The organism is Bradyrhizobium sp. CFUWI, assembly GCF_056429085.1.
Map to the genome: position 1 here is coordinate 65,291 of NZ_JBWJZE010000025.1, position 15,628 is coordinate 80,918.

16 protein-coding genes and 2 pseudogenes are annotated in these 15,628 nt (G+C 63.0%); 5 read left to right on the forward strand and 13 right to left on the reverse strand.

Annotated features, from left to right (window positions below; all coding sequences use genetic code 11):
* Positions 1-31 precede the first annotated feature (31 nt).
* The 5 genes from AC066S_RS33795 to AC066S_RS33815 form a co-directional block, all read right to left on the reverse strand.
* Positions 32-799 carry an ABC transporter permease gene (locus tag AC066S_RS33795; RefSeq protein ID WP_135171460.1) on the reverse strand — a complete coding sequence of 256 codons (768 nt, stop codon included), beginning with the start codon at positions 797-799 and terminating at the stop codon, positions 32-34.
* Complete coding sequence (locus tag AC066S_RS33800; protein WP_478271689.1) at positions 796-1,581, reverse strand: ABC transporter permease; 786 nt, start codon at positions 1,579-1,581, stop codon at positions 796-798. The genes AC066S_RS33795 and AC066S_RS33800 overlap by 4 nt, the downstream gene beginning before the upstream one ends.
* A complete protein-coding gene (locus AC066S_RS33805; RefSeq protein ID WP_135171458.1) occupies positions 1,578-2,423 on the reverse strand; it encodes an ABC transporter ATP-binding protein in 846 nt (281 codons plus the stop codon). Before AC066S_RS33805 ends, AC066S_RS33800 begins: the two co-directional genes overlap by 4 nt.
* Before the next feature lie 82 nt (positions 2,424-2,505).
* Positions 2,506-4,200, reverse strand: a complete 1,695-nt coding sequence (gene ilvD, locus AC066S_RS33810; RefSeq protein WP_135171457.1) for a dihydroxy-acid dehydratase — start codon at positions 4,198-4,200, stop codon at positions 2,506-2,508.
* A 71-nt stretch (positions 4,201-4,271) separates the two neighbouring features.
* Entirely contained in the window at positions 4,272-5,255 is a 984-nt protein-coding gene (locus tag AC066S_RS33815; protein WP_164718373.1) for an ABC transporter substrate-binding protein, read from the reverse strand.
* 168 nt (positions 5,256-5,423) lie between these two features.
* Between AC066S_RS33815 and AC066S_RS33820 the strand changes: the two genes are divergently transcribed.
* Complete coding sequence (locus AC066S_RS33820; RefSeq protein WP_135171456.1) at positions 5,424-6,332, forward strand: NAD(P)-dependent oxidoreductase; 909 nt, start codon at positions 5,424-5,426, stop codon at positions 6,330-6,332.
* Between the two features lie 25 nt (positions 6,333-6,357).
* On the opposite strand, the gene AC066S_RS33825 is transcribed toward AC066S_RS33820, so the two are convergent.
* The 6 genes and pseudogenes from AC066S_RS33825 to AC066S_RS33850 all read right to left on the reverse strand — a co-directional run.
* Entirely contained in the window at positions 6,358-6,921 is a 564-nt protein-coding gene (locus AC066S_RS33825) for a flavin reductase family protein (RefSeq protein WP_126255662.1), read from the reverse strand.
* Between the two features lie 9 nt (positions 6,922-6,930).
* Positions 6,931-8,136 carry an acyl-CoA dehydrogenase family protein gene (locus AC066S_RS33830; RefSeq protein ID WP_478271690.1) on the reverse strand — a complete coding sequence of 402 codons (1,206 nt, stop codon included), beginning with the start codon at positions 8,134-8,136 and terminating at the stop codon, positions 6,931-6,933.
* Between the two features lie 137 nt (positions 8,137-8,273).
* Entirely contained in the window at positions 8,274-9,539 is a 1,266-nt protein-coding gene (locus tag AC066S_RS33835; RefSeq protein WP_167767777.1) for a CaiB/BaiF CoA transferase family protein, read from the reverse strand.
* A gap of 233 nt (positions 9,540-9,772) precedes the next feature.
* Positions 9,773-10,211: pseudogene (locus AC066S_RS33840) on the reverse strand (GNAT family N-acetyltransferase).
* 47 nt (positions 10,212-10,258) lie between these two features.
* Positions 10,259-10,558 carry a hypothetical protein gene (locus tag AC066S_RS33845; protein ID WP_135171453.1) on the reverse strand — a complete coding sequence of 100 codons (300 nt, stop codon included), beginning with the start codon at positions 10,556-10,558 and terminating at the stop codon, positions 10,259-10,261.
* A pseudogene (locus AC066S_RS33850) lies at positions 10,555-10,739 on the reverse strand (hypothetical protein); the annotation flags it as partial. The pseudogene AC066S_RS33850 and the gene AC066S_RS33845, both read right to left, overlap by 4 nt.
* Before the next feature lie 408 nt (positions 10,740-11,147).
* On the opposite strand from AC066S_RS33850, the gene AC066S_RS33855 reads away from it, so the two are divergent.
* The 3 genes from AC066S_RS33855 to AC066S_RS33865 all read left to right on the forward strand — a co-directional run bounded on the left by AC066S_RS33855 (position 11,148) and on the right by AC066S_RS33865 (position 13,531).
* Positions 11,148-11,372 (forward strand): hypothetical protein, encoded by a 225-nt coding sequence (locus AC066S_RS33855; protein ID WP_135171452.1) that lies wholly within the window; start codon positions 11,148-11,150, stop codon positions 11,370-11,372.
* 55 nt (positions 11,373-11,427) lie between these two features.
* A complete protein-coding gene (locus AC066S_RS33860; protein ID WP_135171451.1) occupies positions 11,428-11,772 on the forward strand; it encodes a response regulator in 345 nt (114 codons plus the stop codon).
* A 226-nt stretch (positions 11,773-11,998) separates the two neighbouring features.
* Positions 11,999-13,531 (forward strand): FAD-dependent monooxygenase, encoded by a 1,533-nt coding sequence (locus AC066S_RS33865; RefSeq protein WP_135171450.1) that lies wholly within the window; start codon positions 11,999-12,001, stop codon positions 13,529-13,531.
* A 316-nt stretch (positions 13,532-13,847) separates the two neighbouring features.
* Here AC066S_RS33865 and AC066S_RS33870 read toward each other — a convergent pair whose 3' ends face one another.
* Positions 13,848-14,576, reverse strand: a complete 729-nt coding sequence (locus AC066S_RS33870) for an outer membrane protein (RefSeq protein WP_135171449.1) — start codon at positions 14,574-14,576, stop codon at positions 13,848-13,850.
* A 519-nt stretch (positions 14,577-15,095) separates the two neighbouring features.
* On the opposite strand from AC066S_RS33870, the gene AC066S_RS33875 reads away from it, so the two are divergent.
* Positions 15,096-15,320, forward strand: coding sequence for a hypothetical protein (locus tag AC066S_RS33875; protein WP_135171448.1), 225 nt, complete (start codon positions 15,096-15,098; stop codon positions 15,318-15,320).
* 129 nt (positions 15,321-15,449) lie between these two features.
* Here AC066S_RS33875 and AC066S_RS33880 read toward each other — a convergent pair.
* On the reverse strand, positions 15,450-15,628 hold a 179-nt coding region (locus AC066S_RS33880), incomplete at its 5' end, for a transposase (protein ID WP_478270258.1).

Genomic DNA, 15,628 nt, shown 5'->3' on the forward strand with positions numbered 1-15,628 from the left:
GTCACTCCCGATCTTGTTATTCTCGCTCAGATCACGCTTCTGGAAAGCCGCGCAAGAGGTACGACCGCAGGGCGCCCAGCAGGGCGTTCAGGATCAAACCCAGCAGGGAGATCGTGATCAGCGGCACGAACATGTCGACGGCCTGAAAAGTCCGCGCCGCGGTCACGAGCGCGTGCCCCAATCCGTCCGTCGACGTGATCATCTCGGCCAGAAACACCACGATGCAGGAAATAACAAGCCCGATCCGGCATCCGGTCAGGATCGACGGCATCGCCGCCGGCAGCACCACCCTGAACAGAATTTGGGTACGCGGCGTGCCCGCCGCCATGGCCGACCAGATCAGTTTCTGCTCGACGGTCGACGCACCGTAATAGGTCGAGAGCAGAATGGGAAAGAGTGCGTCCGCTGCCACCAAGGTGACCTTCGATCCGTGGCCAAACCCGAGCAAGAGCAGGAGCGCCGGATAGAGCGCAACCTTGGGCAGCGGGGCCAGGACGCGGACGATTGGCCGAACCACGGCATTGATCGCAGGACTTGCGGCGGCAGCAATGCCGATGCTGACGCCGAGCACGACCGCAATGGCGAACCCGGCAAACAGCCGGATCAAGGTCGCCGCGATTTCCTGCTGGAACGTCCACGTCGCGAGTTGCTGGAGCAGCCGGCCGAAAACGAAGCCCGGGGGCGGCAGCAAGACCGCGGGCGCAAAGCCGAATGACACCAGCCCCTGCCATAGGGCAATGATCAGCGCAATCGGGGCAATGCCAAGAAGGACGCTTGCGGAAAGAAGGCGCGACATCATGAAAAGCTCAGCGGCAGGTCGAACTGAGGCTCGGACCAACGCACGAGCCTGGCGCGAACCCTCTCAAAAATCGCGTCAAAGAAAATTCCCATGGCGCCCACGATGATGATCATCGCAAAGACGGTGTCATACTGGCCCATGTCGAGCGCATTGAACAGGATGTTGCCGGCGCCGGACTGGCGCGCGATCATCTCGCTGGTGATCATCGTGATCAGCGCCAGCACCAGACCCGTGCGGCATCCAGTCAGGATTTCCGGCAGCGCCGCGGGCAGTACGATCCGCACCAGGCGCTGTGCGGGCGAAAGTCCCATCGCGGCACCTGACCACAGCATCTTCTCTTCGACAGCCTTGGCACCCTCGAAGCTGTGATAGATCACGGGAAGGCTGACACCGAGGAAGATCACCAGCGTCTTCGTGATGTCGCCAACGCCCAGCCACAGCATGATGATCGGCATCAAGGCGGCCTTCGGCAGCGGGTAAATCACCATCAGGAGTGGATTGAAAAATGCCGCGACGCTCCGGCTGCGTCCCATCAACAGGCCCAGCGGAATCGCAATCAGCACCGCCACACAGAACCCGAGCGCCATGCGGCGAAGCGAAGCCAGGATGTTGAGGAGGGCTTCCTTGTCGCCGAGAATATCCGGAATCGCCCGGATCGCCTCGACCGCGGTCGGGAAGCTGTCGTTCTTGAGCACGAGCGACGCAACCTGCCACACCACGAGCAACCCGATACAGGCCAGCACCGGAGCTGCTCGTCTGAGCAGGGCAGCCGGCGATATCATGACGCAATCCCGGCTTCGTCGCTTTCATCGAACATGCGCTCGATATCGACGACATATTTCTGATAACGCGGGTCGAGCAACAGCTCGCTGCGACGGCGCGGCCGCGGCAGATCGATGTCGATCACCTCGCGGATGCGGCCGGGCGATTTCGACATCATGACGACCTTGTCAGAGAGAAAGACGGCTTCGTCAACCGAATGGGTGACGAACAGCACTGTCTTGCGATCGCGCTCCCAGATATTGAGAAGGTCGTTCTGCAAGCGGGTCCGCGTATGGGCATCGAGCGCGCCGAACGGTTCGTCCATCAACAGGACTTCAGGATGGTAAGCGAGCGTCCGGGCCAGCGCCACGCGTTGCTTCATCCCACCCGATAGCTCCTTCGGATAGAAATTCTCGTAACCCTTGAGGCCGACCATCTCGATCAAGGCCAGGCTCTGCGCTTCCGCCTCGGTAGCGCGCACACCCTGTTGGCGGGGACCATACATCACGTTGCCGAGCACGGTCTTCCAGGGAAATAGCGCGAATTCCTGGAACACCGGCCCGCGGTCTGGACCGGGGCCTGTGATCGCCTGCCCCTTCATCTTCGCCGCACCGCTGGTGGGGGTGACAAAGCCACCGACGATATAAAGCAGTGTCGACTTGCCGCAGCCGGACGGACCAAGGATGGAGACGAAGGCTCTCTCATCGATCGTCAGCGAGATGTCCGAAAGCGCCACATGATCCCTGCGCGCCGAGGTCTGAAAGACCTGCGAGACGCGATCGATCTCGATGATTGCCGAAGCCGGTTCTTTTGATGTCACCGGTCTCACCCGTTCGCTCGGTCTCGCAGGCACCACCGTCATCCCGTCGCTCGCTTCACCGTAAGGCACGGACTTAGCAAGAAGCCTGCCAGACAGGCTGCGGTTTTCGCACCCGTGCGATACGTCATTCGAACCACGGCCATTCTGCGGGGCCTTGATGCGTCACGGCTCCGCCCGGCGCCTGCCCAACCAGCCGCGCATATTTCGCAAGTGCCCCTGCACGATGGCGCGGCGCACGCTGCTTCCAATCGCGTCGCCGCGCGGCGAATTCCTGCTCATCGAGCAGGACATCCATCCGCCGGTTTGCGGCATCGATCCGGATCCTGTCACCGTCGCGAACGAGCGCCAGCGGACCGCCGACAAATGCTTCCGGGGCCACGTAGCCGATGCACATGCCGCGGGTGGCGCCGGAGAACCGGCCATCGGTGATCAGCGCCACCTTTTCGCCCATGCCCTGCCCATAGATCAGCGCGGTGACGCCGAGCATCTCGCGCATTCCGGGTCCGCCGACCGGCCCCTCATTGCGGATGACCAGAACCTCGCCGGCCGCATAAGTGCGATCCCGAACCGCCTTGACGCAGGCTTCTTCATCCTCGAACACGCGCGCCACGCCTTCGAAGAACTGGCTCTTCAGGCCGGCAACCTTGATCACCGCGCCATCGGGACAGAGATTTCCCTTCAGCACTGCCACGCCGCCGTCAGGCATGATCGGCGCACGAGCCGCGTAGATCACCTCTCCGTCCGGTGCGTTCGCCGTGCCGTATTCTTCAGCAAGCGTGCGGCCGGTGATGGTGATACAGCTGCCATCGATGTGACCGTTTTGAATCAACTCGCGGATCACCACGGCGGCGCCGCCAATATCATAGACATCCTTTGCCGTGTATTTGCCGCCCGGCCGCAGGTTTCCGATCAGCGGCGTCCTTGCAAAGACCTCGCCTACGTCATCGATCGTGAATGCAATGCCGGCCTCGTTTGCAATCGCCGGCAGATGCAGCGCGGCGTTGGTCGAGCCTCCCGTCGCCGCAACGATCGCCGCACCGTTCTCCAGGGATTTCCGCGTCACGATGTCGCGCGGCAGCGGCCCGCCGCGTTCCAGCATCTGCATGACCAGGCGTCCGGCCCGGCGCGAGATCTGCGCGCGTTCGGCATAGACGCCGGGGACCATGGAGACGTTCGGGATGGTCAGCCCCATCGCCTCCGAGACCATGCCCATCGTGTTCGCGGTGAACTGGCCGGCGCACGCGCCGATCGTCGGCAGGCAGGCACGCTCGATCCGCTCGAGCGTGGCGCCGTCGATCTCGCCGGTCATGAAGCTGCCGACAGCCTCATAGGAATCGAGCACCGTCAGCGTGCGCCCGTCGACGCGGCCCGGCAGCGAGCTGCCGCCATAGATGAAGATGGACGGCACGTTGCAGCGAACCATGCCCATCATCACGCCCGGAAGCGTCTTATCGCATCCGCCGTATCCGATCAGTGCGTCGTAGGCCAGACCATGGACCACAGCTTCGATCGAGTCGGCGATCAGCTCACGCGAAAACAGCGAGAACTTCATGCCCTCGTGGTTCATGCTGATGCCGTCAGAAACCGACACGGTCGAGAATTCGCGCGGCGTGCCGCCGGATTCCTCGATGCCGGTTTTGGCCGCAGCCACCTGGAAGTCGTGGGTCATGTTGCAGGGCGTCTGCTCGCCCTTCATGCTGACGACGCCCACCATCGGTTTCGCGATCGCAGCGTCGTCGAGCCCCATGGCGCGCATGAATGCACGATGCGGGGCCCGGTCGAGGCCGTCTGTCGTCACTCGTGATCGCAGCTTCTTCATGCGTGCATCTTCATTGTGCGCCATCCCGGATCCGGGACGCGGCTTGATCCCTGTCCGGATCGTTGGCTCGCCTACTCCAGCGGAGCGACGATCGTCGGATGCTTGAGCTGCGTGACATCCAGTTTCGGCAGCATCCCGGTCTCGGCGTAGATATCCAGCATCTTCTGGATCGCGGGGAAGTTCGGCGCCGCGCCTGGATCCCGACCGAAGTCGTTGTCCTTGAGCAGGTAGGTCTCGAGCACCGGAATAGGCGCCTTCAGCACTTCGTTGACGACCTTGAGAGTCTCCTCGCGGTTCGCCAGCGCCTTCTTCATGCCCGAGGTGATGTCGCGAACATACGTCTTGACCAATTCAGGGTTCTTGTCGACGAAATCGGCGCGGCAGGCTTCCAGAATATGCACGATGTTCGGCATGGCCTCCGACAGAGCGAAGAGCTTCCTCGTGCCGCCCTTTGCCTCCGCGCGCGCGGCAAACGGCTGGTTCATGTTGACCGCATCGACGCGGCCCTGGCGCAGCGCGTCCTCGGAGACCGCGAAACCGACCTCGACCAGCTTGATATCCTTGGCTGGATCGACGCCATTCTGCTTCAGGAGCAGATTGAACGGACCTTGGGTCCCGCCGCCGATCACGGAAATGCCGACCGTCTTGCCCTTGAGATCGGCGATGGTCTTGATGGGCGAGTCATCCTTGACAGCCCAGTAGACCGAGAAACCGCCGGGCTTTTCGAACACGTGCTGGGCCACGATGTAGGCTTTGAGATTGCCGCCGACCACGCCGTTGGCAAGCGACAGCGGTGCCTGCGTCGCGCAGTCCAGCGCGCCGGCTGCCAAGGCCTGCGTCATCGGCGCGGTACCCTGGAATTGGGTCCATTCGATGTTGTAGGCCTTGCCGATATTGGGAAATTCAGCCGGGCGGCGCATCATCCAGTACTTGGATTCCTCGGCTGGGATGGTCCAGCCGACGCGGATCGTCTGTTGCGCCCATGACGGGCTAACCCCCGCGCTCGCGGCGGCCGCCGCCCCCAAAGCCAGGATCCACTTCGAAACGGTTCGCATCGTGCCCACTCCGCTGCTCCGGCGCCGATGGGCGCCACTCAACCCGACCGGCGCAAATGTTTCATGGTTCAAACATTCAGGCAAGCCATGCGAACCGGGCGGTTCTGCCGTCCGACGCGCAATGTATGATAGGCCGGCGTCGCGCGCTGCGACAGAAGGAGGCAACCTATGGCTGATGCGAGCAGGACAAACTCGCCCGGCGCCGCGAGGCTTGGCTATCTCGGCCTCGGGTTGATGGGAACGCCGATGGCCCGGCGCTTGCTCAAGGCCGGCTATCATGTGACGGTCTGGAACCGCTCGGAGGGCAAGGTGGCTCCGCTCGTCGAAGCCGGTGCCAGGCGCGCAGCCACGCCTCGCGATCTCCTGGTAAACTCGGATATCGCCTTCATGTGCGTGACGGATGCAACGGCCGTCGAGGAGGTGATCTTCGGGCCGGAAGGGCTGGCAGCGTCGCCCGGCGCAGGCAAGCTTGTCGTCGATTTCTCGTCGATCCATCCGGACGCCGCGCGGCAGCTGGCGAAGCGACTGAAGGACGCCAATGGTGCGGGCTGGATCGATGCGCCGGTTTCCGGCGGGACGAAGGGCGCCGAGGAAGGCTCGCTTGCGATTATGGCCGGCGGAGAAGCAGACGATATCGAGCGAGTCCGGCCCTACGTGCTGGCCATGGCGCGCAGGCTCACCCACATGGGCCCGAGCGGCGCCGGCCAGACCACGAAGCTCTGCAATCAGGTGATCGTCGGATGCGCGATGGCCGTGCTGGCAGAAGCCTCGCGCCTCGCCGTCAACGCCGGGATTGATGCCAATCGCCTGCCCGAAGCGCTTGCTGGCGGCTTCGCTGACTCCATTCCGCTTCAGCTGTTCGTGCCAAGGATGTTGCAAGGCATTCACTCACCGCCGCTTGGGCACATTGCCACGATGCTCAAGGATCTCGATACGGTTGCCGACGTCGCACAGGCAACGTCGACGCCGGTGCCGATGGCTTCGCTTGCGGGGCAACTTTTTCGGCTGGCCAAGGCCGCGCACGGCGCGGAAGCGGACGCGCTGGAGATTTACAAGCTATCAGCAGCAAAGCGTTGAGCCGTCGAGCGCGACCCGAAGCCGACTAGGGTGACTTCTTCCGCTCGTCGTCGGCGAGAAACCGGCCAAATGCCCCCCGCGCGAAGAGCAGCGGCTCGGTCGCATTGTACGTATAGGCCTCGACCGCGCCGAGAAAGATCACGTGGTCACCGCCATAATAGCGATTCACGGACCGGCATTGAAAGTTGGCGACACCTTCGGCAAGCACCGGCGCCCCGCCGAGGCCCGGCGTCCAGTCCACGCCGGTGAACTTGTCGTCCGAGGACTTGGCGAATTTGCTCGCAAGAGCCTGCTGTGAAGCGCCAAGCACGTTGACCGTGAAATGGCTGGCGTTCTGGAAGATGGTCAGGCTCGAGGAATAGACGACGAGACTCCACAGCACCAGCGGAGGATTCAGCGAGACGGAGGCGAACGAATTGCAGGTCAAGCCGTAGGGCTTGCCGTCAGGCGCCGCGGCGGTGATGATCGTTACGCCCGTTGCAAAGGTCCCGAGCGCATTGCGAAAGTCGCGAGGATCGATCGACGAGCTGTCGCTCGCGAACTCGTTGGCGGGATCGGGAACGCGGGGCTGCTGCGGCTGATCATTCATCGGCCGGCCTCACAGCGTGAGATTCTCGGACGGCAGGCCCAGCGCCACACGTCCATAATTGGTTCCGGCCGCATCGAAGTTGAAGGCGAGATGCGAGTTGATCGCGTGCGCATCGCGGAACTGGCGCTGCAACACGCCGCTCGTGAACAGGCCGCGCGCCCCGCTCGCGGCAAACAGCATCGAGACCGAGTCCGTGCACAAGTTCACAGAAAAGGAGCCATCGCGCCGATATCGGGTCTTGGTCGCCATATCAGGAATGCGACCGCGCCGCGCGTCCTCCATGGCATCGAGGCATGCCGACCGCATGATCAGGCGTGCGGCGTCGATCTTCGCCGAGGCGTCCGCGATCTTGATCTGGGTGCTCTGAAAATCGCTCAGCTTGGCGCGGTTGTAAGTCGAAATACGATGACGTGCGACCTCGATGTAATCATCGAGGCATGCCTGCGCATTCCCCAGCGCAACGCCCGAGAGGACGTATGGGAACAACGAGAACACAGGCAGCGCATACAGCGGATTCGGATTAACCCTGCTTCCCGGCGTCGGGCCGCCGGCGAGATCGCCGACAGCGACCGTCATATAGTCGGCCACGAAGGCGTCCCTGACCTCTACGTCGCAAGACCCCGTCCCGCGCAATCCCGCAACATTCCAGGTGTCCAGCACGTTGTAGTCGCCCTTGGGCAGCAGAAAGATTCGATACTCGATGCCGTCCGCCTCGTCTTCGGAGTACACAACGCTTGCCAGCATATTCCATTCACACGAGGCAACGCCGGAGGAGAACGGCCAGCTGCCACGCAGCTGGTATCCGCCCTCCACCCGGGTAGCGCGTCCGGCGGGAAAAATGAACGAGGATGCGATCAGCACGTGCGGATCACGGCCCCAGACCAGATCCTGCGCCTTCTGCTCGAACATGCCGAGCATCCAGTGATGGCTCGCCAGATTGGCGAGATTCCAGGCGACCGACGCATCCGCTTCCCCAAGCAGCTCGGCGCAGTCGACGAGGGCGACATAGTCAAGCTCCGCGCCGCCAATCCGTGCCGGTTGCAGCATTCGGAACAGGCCGGCATCGTGGAGATCCCTTTCGGTTTCCGGCGGGAGATGCCGCAGCTCCTCCGTCCTCGCCGCCCGCTCGCGCAGACGCGGCACGAGAGCCCCAGCCTTCGCGATCATTTCCGCGTGGGCGCGCTCGCCGGCTTCCGGGCCGGTCGGCTGATCCATACTCGGCTTTCGACCAGGCGCCATTTGTGTCCCTCGCTTTCACATATTTATGCGGCCGCCCTATCGCCAAATCAAGCCATGCAGCCGGCACCGGCCCGCAGGCCGGAGGCTGGTGCCATGGGGGCCGACCGCGGAGCCTAGCCCGTCGAGGGTTTGCTTGCGCCAAAGACTCCCTTCTGGGCAAATTCGGCGATCCGATGCTCGTCATAGCCGAGAATATTGCGCAAGACGTCCTCGGTATGCTCGCCTAACAGCGGGGCGGCAACGGGATCGACTGTGCCGGTCAGGCTCATGGTAATCGGGGGCTCGATGTTGGGCACCCATTCCGCCGTCGGATGCCGAATCCGGTTCAAGCGCTGGCGCTCGCGAGCCTCGGGCGCATTGAACCCCTCCTCGACCGTCCGGAGATACCCGACCGGAATATTGGCCTGCTTCATCTTCGCCATCCAGTTCTCGAGCGTATCGCTGGCGAAGACCTCGGCGATGGCTGCGCGCAAGAGCTCCTTGTTCTCGGAACGAGCCTTGCGCGTGGCAAACTTGGGATCGGTGATGAGATCTGGCCGGTTCAGCACCTCGACCACGAGCCGACGATAGAGCCGATCATTGGCGCAAGCCATATACAGTGGCCCATCGGAGGCCTCATAGACGCCGACGGTTGGAGACCCGCTGGGCGAATTGCCAAACCGGCCGGGATTTTCGCCGTTGATGAGATAGGCCATGCCGTAGAAGCCGGTCATTCCCATCGCGACGTCGAACAGAGCGACTTCGACATGTTGTCCGCGGCCGAGCCTGTCGCGCGCGAGCAGCGCCAGCAGGACGGCGTTACAGGCGGACATCCCCGTCGCCATGTCCACGATGGGCGGGCCGGTGCGAACCGCCGGGCCGTCGGCGAATCCGTTGAGCGACATGAAGCCGCTCTCCGCCTGCGTGATGGGATCGAAGCCGGGACGCGAGGCGAACGGTCCGGAGCGGCCGTAGGCGGAGATCGAGCAATAGACCAGCCGTGGATTGAGCGGCGCGACCGACTCATAGTCGAGTCCGAACTTCTTCATGACCCCGCTCGAGAAATTCTCCACGACGACATCCGCCTTGCGGATCAGATCCAGCGCGATCACGCGGGCTTCCGGTACGGAAAGGTCGAGCGCAATGCCGCGCTTGTTGCGGTTCAGGCTGAGATAGGCGGCGCTTTCGCCGCCGATTTCCGCGTGCTCATAGGCGCGCGTGTCGTCGCCGCCGTCGGGATTCTCGATTTTGATGACCTGCGCGCCAAAATCGGCGAGCGTCTGCGTGCAGGCCGGTCCGGCGACGACACGCGTGAAATCGATGACCAAGAGACCTTCGAGCGCACTCGGCCCTCCCGTCGCCCGCTGCGAACGTTCTGGCAATTGAGGTTTGGTCGGCATCGATGGCGCTCCCTTACATCGGCTTATGGCCGCCGAATTTCCTGCAATAGCAAACTTAAAGCCCGCCGCCGCCAACTTCGCAAGTGCCTCACTTGCATTGCGTATAGACGCAAAAGAAGCCCGGCAGCCATCGGGCTGCCGGGCCTCTCGCTATCCAGCGCACAGGCTGCGCCGCACTTCTGATGAGCCATTGCAGGCCATTTTCCGCATCACAGGAAACGCACCCCACCCACTCAGCGCAGCCATTTTCGCCTGTAAAGCGTATGCGACCAGGCCCAAGGCGTTTCGGGCTCATAAAGCCGATAGCCTGCCTGAATAAAGTTATTGGCAGACACGGGATTGTCCATTGTATCCGAAACCACACCGTCCCATCCAATTCGGCGTCCCCTCGCCTCGATCGCTCGCATCAGCCTGACTTGAAGGCCGCGCCCCCAATGCCGCCGTAAGACTCCGACTCTGGAGAAGTAGCCGCTATTTCGGACATGCGTCGACGGCACGACGCCGGCAAAGGCGACTGCGTCATTACCGCGATAGGCCAGCCACCACGCTCCAAGGTCGAACTGGGGAATTGCCGCAGCATCGAAAAACGTCAGCTGGTGGCAGATCGGCCAAGGTGTCGGCAACATCGTCATCAGACGCATCGACAATAAGAATTCTACATGACGTATCCATCGACGAGAGACAAATTCGCTCCGTCGCACGGCGACATGGCCGGAGCCTCACTTACCCAGCACGACCTTGACGCCGAGCCAGACGGCTCCCATCAAACCGGTGGCGATGACCGTGATCACAGCCTTGAAGGTATAGCTCTGCGCCTGTTCCAAGCTCTTTCGCCAGCGCCGCAGATGCTGGAAGTCGGCTCGGAGCTCTTTCCGGTCATCGTCTTCGATCCCGAACGAGGCCAGGACTGATGCCACCGCCTTCAATACGATCGCATCGACGCTCTCCTGCTGATCCCTTTGCTGCTCGGCCAATGTCTGCGCGACGATCGCCCAAACCTCTTCGTCTTGAATCTTCACCGCTTGATGATCCTCGCTACATTCTCGAAGCCGCGCTTGGCGAAGTAAAGGAGACGACCAGATTTGCCGTGATCACCGCAAACCCGGCCAGAGCGTCCGTGGAGCCCAAACCGAGGACTTTGTCCCAGACCAGGAGCTTCGCGAAATACAGCGCCACGCAATATCCCATCAGCTTGTCCGGTGAGCGATATCAGATAGGCGGTCATCATCCCTCCATGCGAAGAAAATGCGCGCCAGATCGGTCTTAGCGAAGCGCGATCGTTTCGGGCGCGAACCCTATCTCCGTGTCTTCCGGAGACCGCAGCGGCGCGGGCCATCGGCCCCAGCGCCGCGGGCCGGCGCGTTCGCGCGTGCACGGCCAGCAATGGTTCGGACGACGGCGCGCCGATCGGCGCTCCAGGTTGACGAGTGCGTGGCCGGATGCGCGGCCACCGTCCGATACTGCAACCGAGACGAAAAAACCCGCGGCGGATGATATCCGCGCGGGTCAACCAAACTCGTCTCGATGATGTCATCCTGCCGGTGTTTTGCCCGACGTGTCAAACGAACCAATGCGCCGCACCGAAGTTGGTCGGTCGGGAGGACCGTCATGACACCCGGGACAGTTCGCAAGCCGAGCAACGAAGCCAAGCCGCGCAGCGAAACGAAGCCGACCGGCGAAGCCAAGCCGCGCAGCGGAAAGGAGCGCGCCCCGGAACAGGCCGTCATCGAACAGCCCGGAGAGAGCGCCGACGGCGGCCACGACCTCGTGCGCGGCGAAGGCGGCACGATCGACCTTCCGACCAGGCCCGGAGATTTGTCGAAGGACGATTAGGTGTGCCGGAACTTACGCGACGAGAGGCGCGTTGAGGTCGCTGGAAGGAACGTTGATGAGCCACACTGTCCTGGTTGTTGACGACGATCCGCCCGTCCTCGAGACGATCGTGGCCATGCTCGAGGATCTCGGCTGCCAGGTGATCAGCGCCAGGAGCGGCCCGGACGCACTGGAGCGGCTCGGAGAGAACCGCGACATTTCCGTCCTCATCACCGACATCAACATGCCCGGCATGGACGGTCATGAACTGGCCGAGCTGGCGCGGCGCCTCCGCCCCGAACTGAAGATGCTGCAATTGTCGGGGCGCGAGCCCCGGCGCGGCGGCCTGCCGATGATCAGGAAGCCGTTCTCGTTCGAGGAACTCGCCGACATCCTGCAGCGAACCGCAGGCATTCACTGACCACAGGTCCAATAAAAAACCCGCAGCGGATGGCGTCCGCGCGGGCTGAACTCAATTCTTTCGATGATGCCACTATGGCGGTGTTTTGCCCGACGTGTCGACGCGGCGAGCGCGGAAGAGAAAGCCTCTCCTCCCGGCTCAATATGTGGTGCGCAACGGGCTTGCTTCAAGGCCCCGCTCCTGCCGTAGAACCCCCGACCCAACCAAACCCATCGAGGGGGTCAACATGCCTGTCCTGCTTCCGACGTCCCGTTCACGCCGCAGCGCCCAGGGCGCCGACGCTGCGAGGCAAACGCCGAGAGACCATGCCGTCGTGATCGCCGGCGGCGGCCCGACCGGGCTGATGCTGGCCGCCGAGCTCGCGCTCGCCGATGTCGACGTTGCCGTCCTCGAGCGGCGCCCCGATCAGTCGATCGTCGAGACCCGCGCCGGCGGCCTGCACGCCCGCACCATCGAGGTGCTCGATCAGCGCGGCGTCGCCGAGCGCTTCCTGCGCGAAGGGGAGATCCTCCAGCTCGCCGGCTTTGCCTGGACCCCGCTCGACATCAGCGATCTGCCCACACGGCATGCTTACGGCCTCAAGCTGCGGCAGACCCGCATCGAGCGCATCCTGGCCGATTGGGTCGAACAACTCGCGATCCCGATCTACCGGGAACGCGAGGTCACGGGCTTCGCACAGGACGAGACTGGCGTCGACGTCACGCTGTCCGGCGGCGCGCTCTTGCGCGCAAAATATCTGGTCGGCTGCGACGGTGGCCGCAGCCTGGTGCGCAAGGTCGCCGGCATCGACTTCCCCGGCACCTCACCGACGCTGAGCAATCTCATGGCCGAGGTCGAGATGCGCGAGGCGCCAGAGTTCGGCCTGCGCCACGATGCGCTCGGCTTTCACGGCCTCAGCAGGACCGAGAGCGGCCGCGTGCTGGTCGTCGTGACGGAAGCAACGCTCGCGGCGACCAGCCAGCCGACCTTGCGCGATCTCAGCGACGCGCTTGTTGCCGTCTACGGCACCGACTTCGGAATGCAGAACCCGGCATGGATCTCCCGCTTCACCGATGCGGCACGGCAGGCCGCATCCTATCGCAAGGGCCGCGTGCTGCTCGCCGGCGATGCCGCGCATATCCATCACTCCGTCGGCGGACAGGGCCTCAATCTGGGTGTGCAGGACGCCGTCAATCTCGGCTGGAAGCTGGCTCAGGTGGTCAAGGGCCTCGCGCCGGACAGCTTGCTCGACAGCTATCACGATGAGCGCCATCCGGTGGCCGCGCGCGTGCTGAAAAACACCATGGCGCAGATCGCCCTGCTCCGCCGCGGCGACGACGGCCGCAAGGCCGCGCGCGAGGCGATCGCCGAGCTGCTCGCGATGGACGAGCCGCGGCGGCGCTTCGGCGCGATGATGAGCGGGCTCGACATCGCCTACGATCTCGGCGAAGGCCACAGGCTGCTCGGCCGGCGCATGCCCGATGTCGATCTGGCGGTCGAAGGACGGAGGCTGAACCTGTTCACGCTGCTGCACCGCGCGCGCGGCGTGCTGCTCAATCTCGGCAAGCGCGGCGGCATCGACGTGGCGCCCTGGGCGGATCGCATCGATGTCGTCGACGCCAGCCATGACGGGCCGTGGGAGCTTCCGGTGATCGGTCGCGTCACCGCGCCGGGCGCGGTGCTGGTGCGGCCCGACGGGCACGTGGCCTGGGTGGCGGATGAGAGCCAGCACGGACTCGTGGATACGCTGACGCGGTGGTTCGGACCGGCTGCGGCGTAGGGCAGCAATTCATATTCGGGCGCTTGGTTTGGGCTCCAAATGCCCGCTCATCCTTCAACAGCGGCCCAATCAGCGGACGTCGTTGGAGGTCGCCTTTGGGCCAGAAGCTGACATTGCCACGGCTTCCGCCAGCCTAATCCAGTCGCTGGTTTCCCCGCTCATTGAGGCGGCCACTGGTCCCCGATGCCCCTGCGAGAATATCTGAAAGCGTGTCGCTGAAAGGCCAGGCCTATGAGAAGCTACTCACCATCAAACAACAAAAAGCCCCGGACTACGCCGGGGCTTCAAGCTGTCGATTTTGAGCAGGTCGGGTAGATCAGTAAGTCGAGACAGCCGGGCCGCCGAAGCGATAGCTGACACCCGCACGCACGGTGTGGAACACGGGATCATGTTCGTACGAGAAGCCAGGGAACGAGACGGTCGAGTTGTTCCGGAAGGTGCCGAAATCGGTGTAGCGATACTCAACCCGGGCCGACCAGTTGGGCGTGAAGCCGTATTCCCAACCTGCGCCGACAGTCCAGCCGGTGCGGGTGGTGGAGACGGTCTCAAACAGAGCGTTCGCGAGCACGTAGGTGTGGTCCATATCTGCCCAGGCAACACCGCCGGTCACGTAAAGCAGCGAATTGTTGAAAGCTACACCGAGGCGACCGCGGATAGAGGCCTGAGCATCGATCCGGAAATCGGTGCCGTTGAGGTTTGCCAGGCGATAACCACCGTTGACGTCGGCGGCTTCAAGGTCGCCCTCGAGACCGAATACGAATTGGCCAGCCTGCCAATTGTAGCCAATGTGACCACCGCCAACGACGCCATCAGCATTGAAGCCCTGGACGAAGCCGGTGGGGGTGCCCGTTGCGGTGAAAAACTCACGGGTGCTGTTGTCACCCCAAGCGTAACCGACCTGCGCACCGATGTAGAAGCCGGTCCAATTGTAGATAGCGGCGACAGGCGCGGGTGCCTTCGTGTAGGGCCGGGCGGCCAGATCGGCCGCTGAGGCGGCGGCGGTGCCGAGGACGAGGGCAGCAGCGGCGATGACGAGCTTTTTCATTATCTTCCCCAATTTTCAGACACGGAATGTTTGAGCAACTTGATGACGCAACATAACGCAGGACTCGCGCTAAGCGTGTCACCCGTACGCCACAGTGGCGACCTATTTGTCCCGGTTCATGGGGGCGGCTTCGGGCTTCGCAACAAGCGCAGTGACTCCGCCTCCCGCTCGCATCAATCGACCATAGTTTTCCACTGGGAAAGCCGGGTTCAATCGCGGTCGAATACCTTCCTTTCCGAAAGTTCAGTTTGAGAGAAATCTCAAGGGGTTGCGCCTGCTTTGGCGATGAAGTCGGGCAAGTGCTCTTTTCCCGGGTCGCAAGCGCAGTCGGAGCGGGCGCGGCTGCGTCGTAGTAAGCATGGTCCGGCTGTGCGCCAGAGGCGGAAACTGCGGCATGCGGCGCGGGGTCGCACACGGTTGGCAGCCACGTCCGATTCCAGGAACGTTGCCACTTAGTGACTGCTGATGTGTCCTCTGTCCCCCGTAAGTGGCTGAACCACGTTAGAGCCGGAGACTGACGTGAAGATCAACCTTCCCGAGATAGACCTTAAGACCGTGCAGACCCTTGGCAGTCTTGAGCTCAAAGACGAGCTCGGCCGACCCGTCGGCCAATACTTTTTCGGAAAGGGGCAGGGTCGAACGATTTTTTTGTTTGGCAAGTACAAAGGGACCTTTAAGACTCACGCTGAATGCCAAGCCTTCATCGATGGTGTGCTTGCGGTTATCCCCTCGCCATTCTCCTGACTTTGCTTGGGTTCGTTGCCGTACTGACGACGATCAATAAACACCGGGCGCTCCAAGTCGGCTTTGGGTCTTGGTCGTGTAAAAACGCCGGTCTCAAGGCAGTCGAGCGGAACCAGGACCAGCTTAGTGTCAGGCCGCGATCGCAGCCATCAGCGGCTTGATCCCGACGATGTTCATGACCCGTGTCAGATTGTAGGCCAGGACGGAGAGCGCCATTTCGGCCGCCACTTTCGGAAGCGTTTTGGTCAGGAAGTGTGTCGCTCCCATGCGGGCTTTCATGGTGCCGAACGGATGCTCGACTGTTTCGC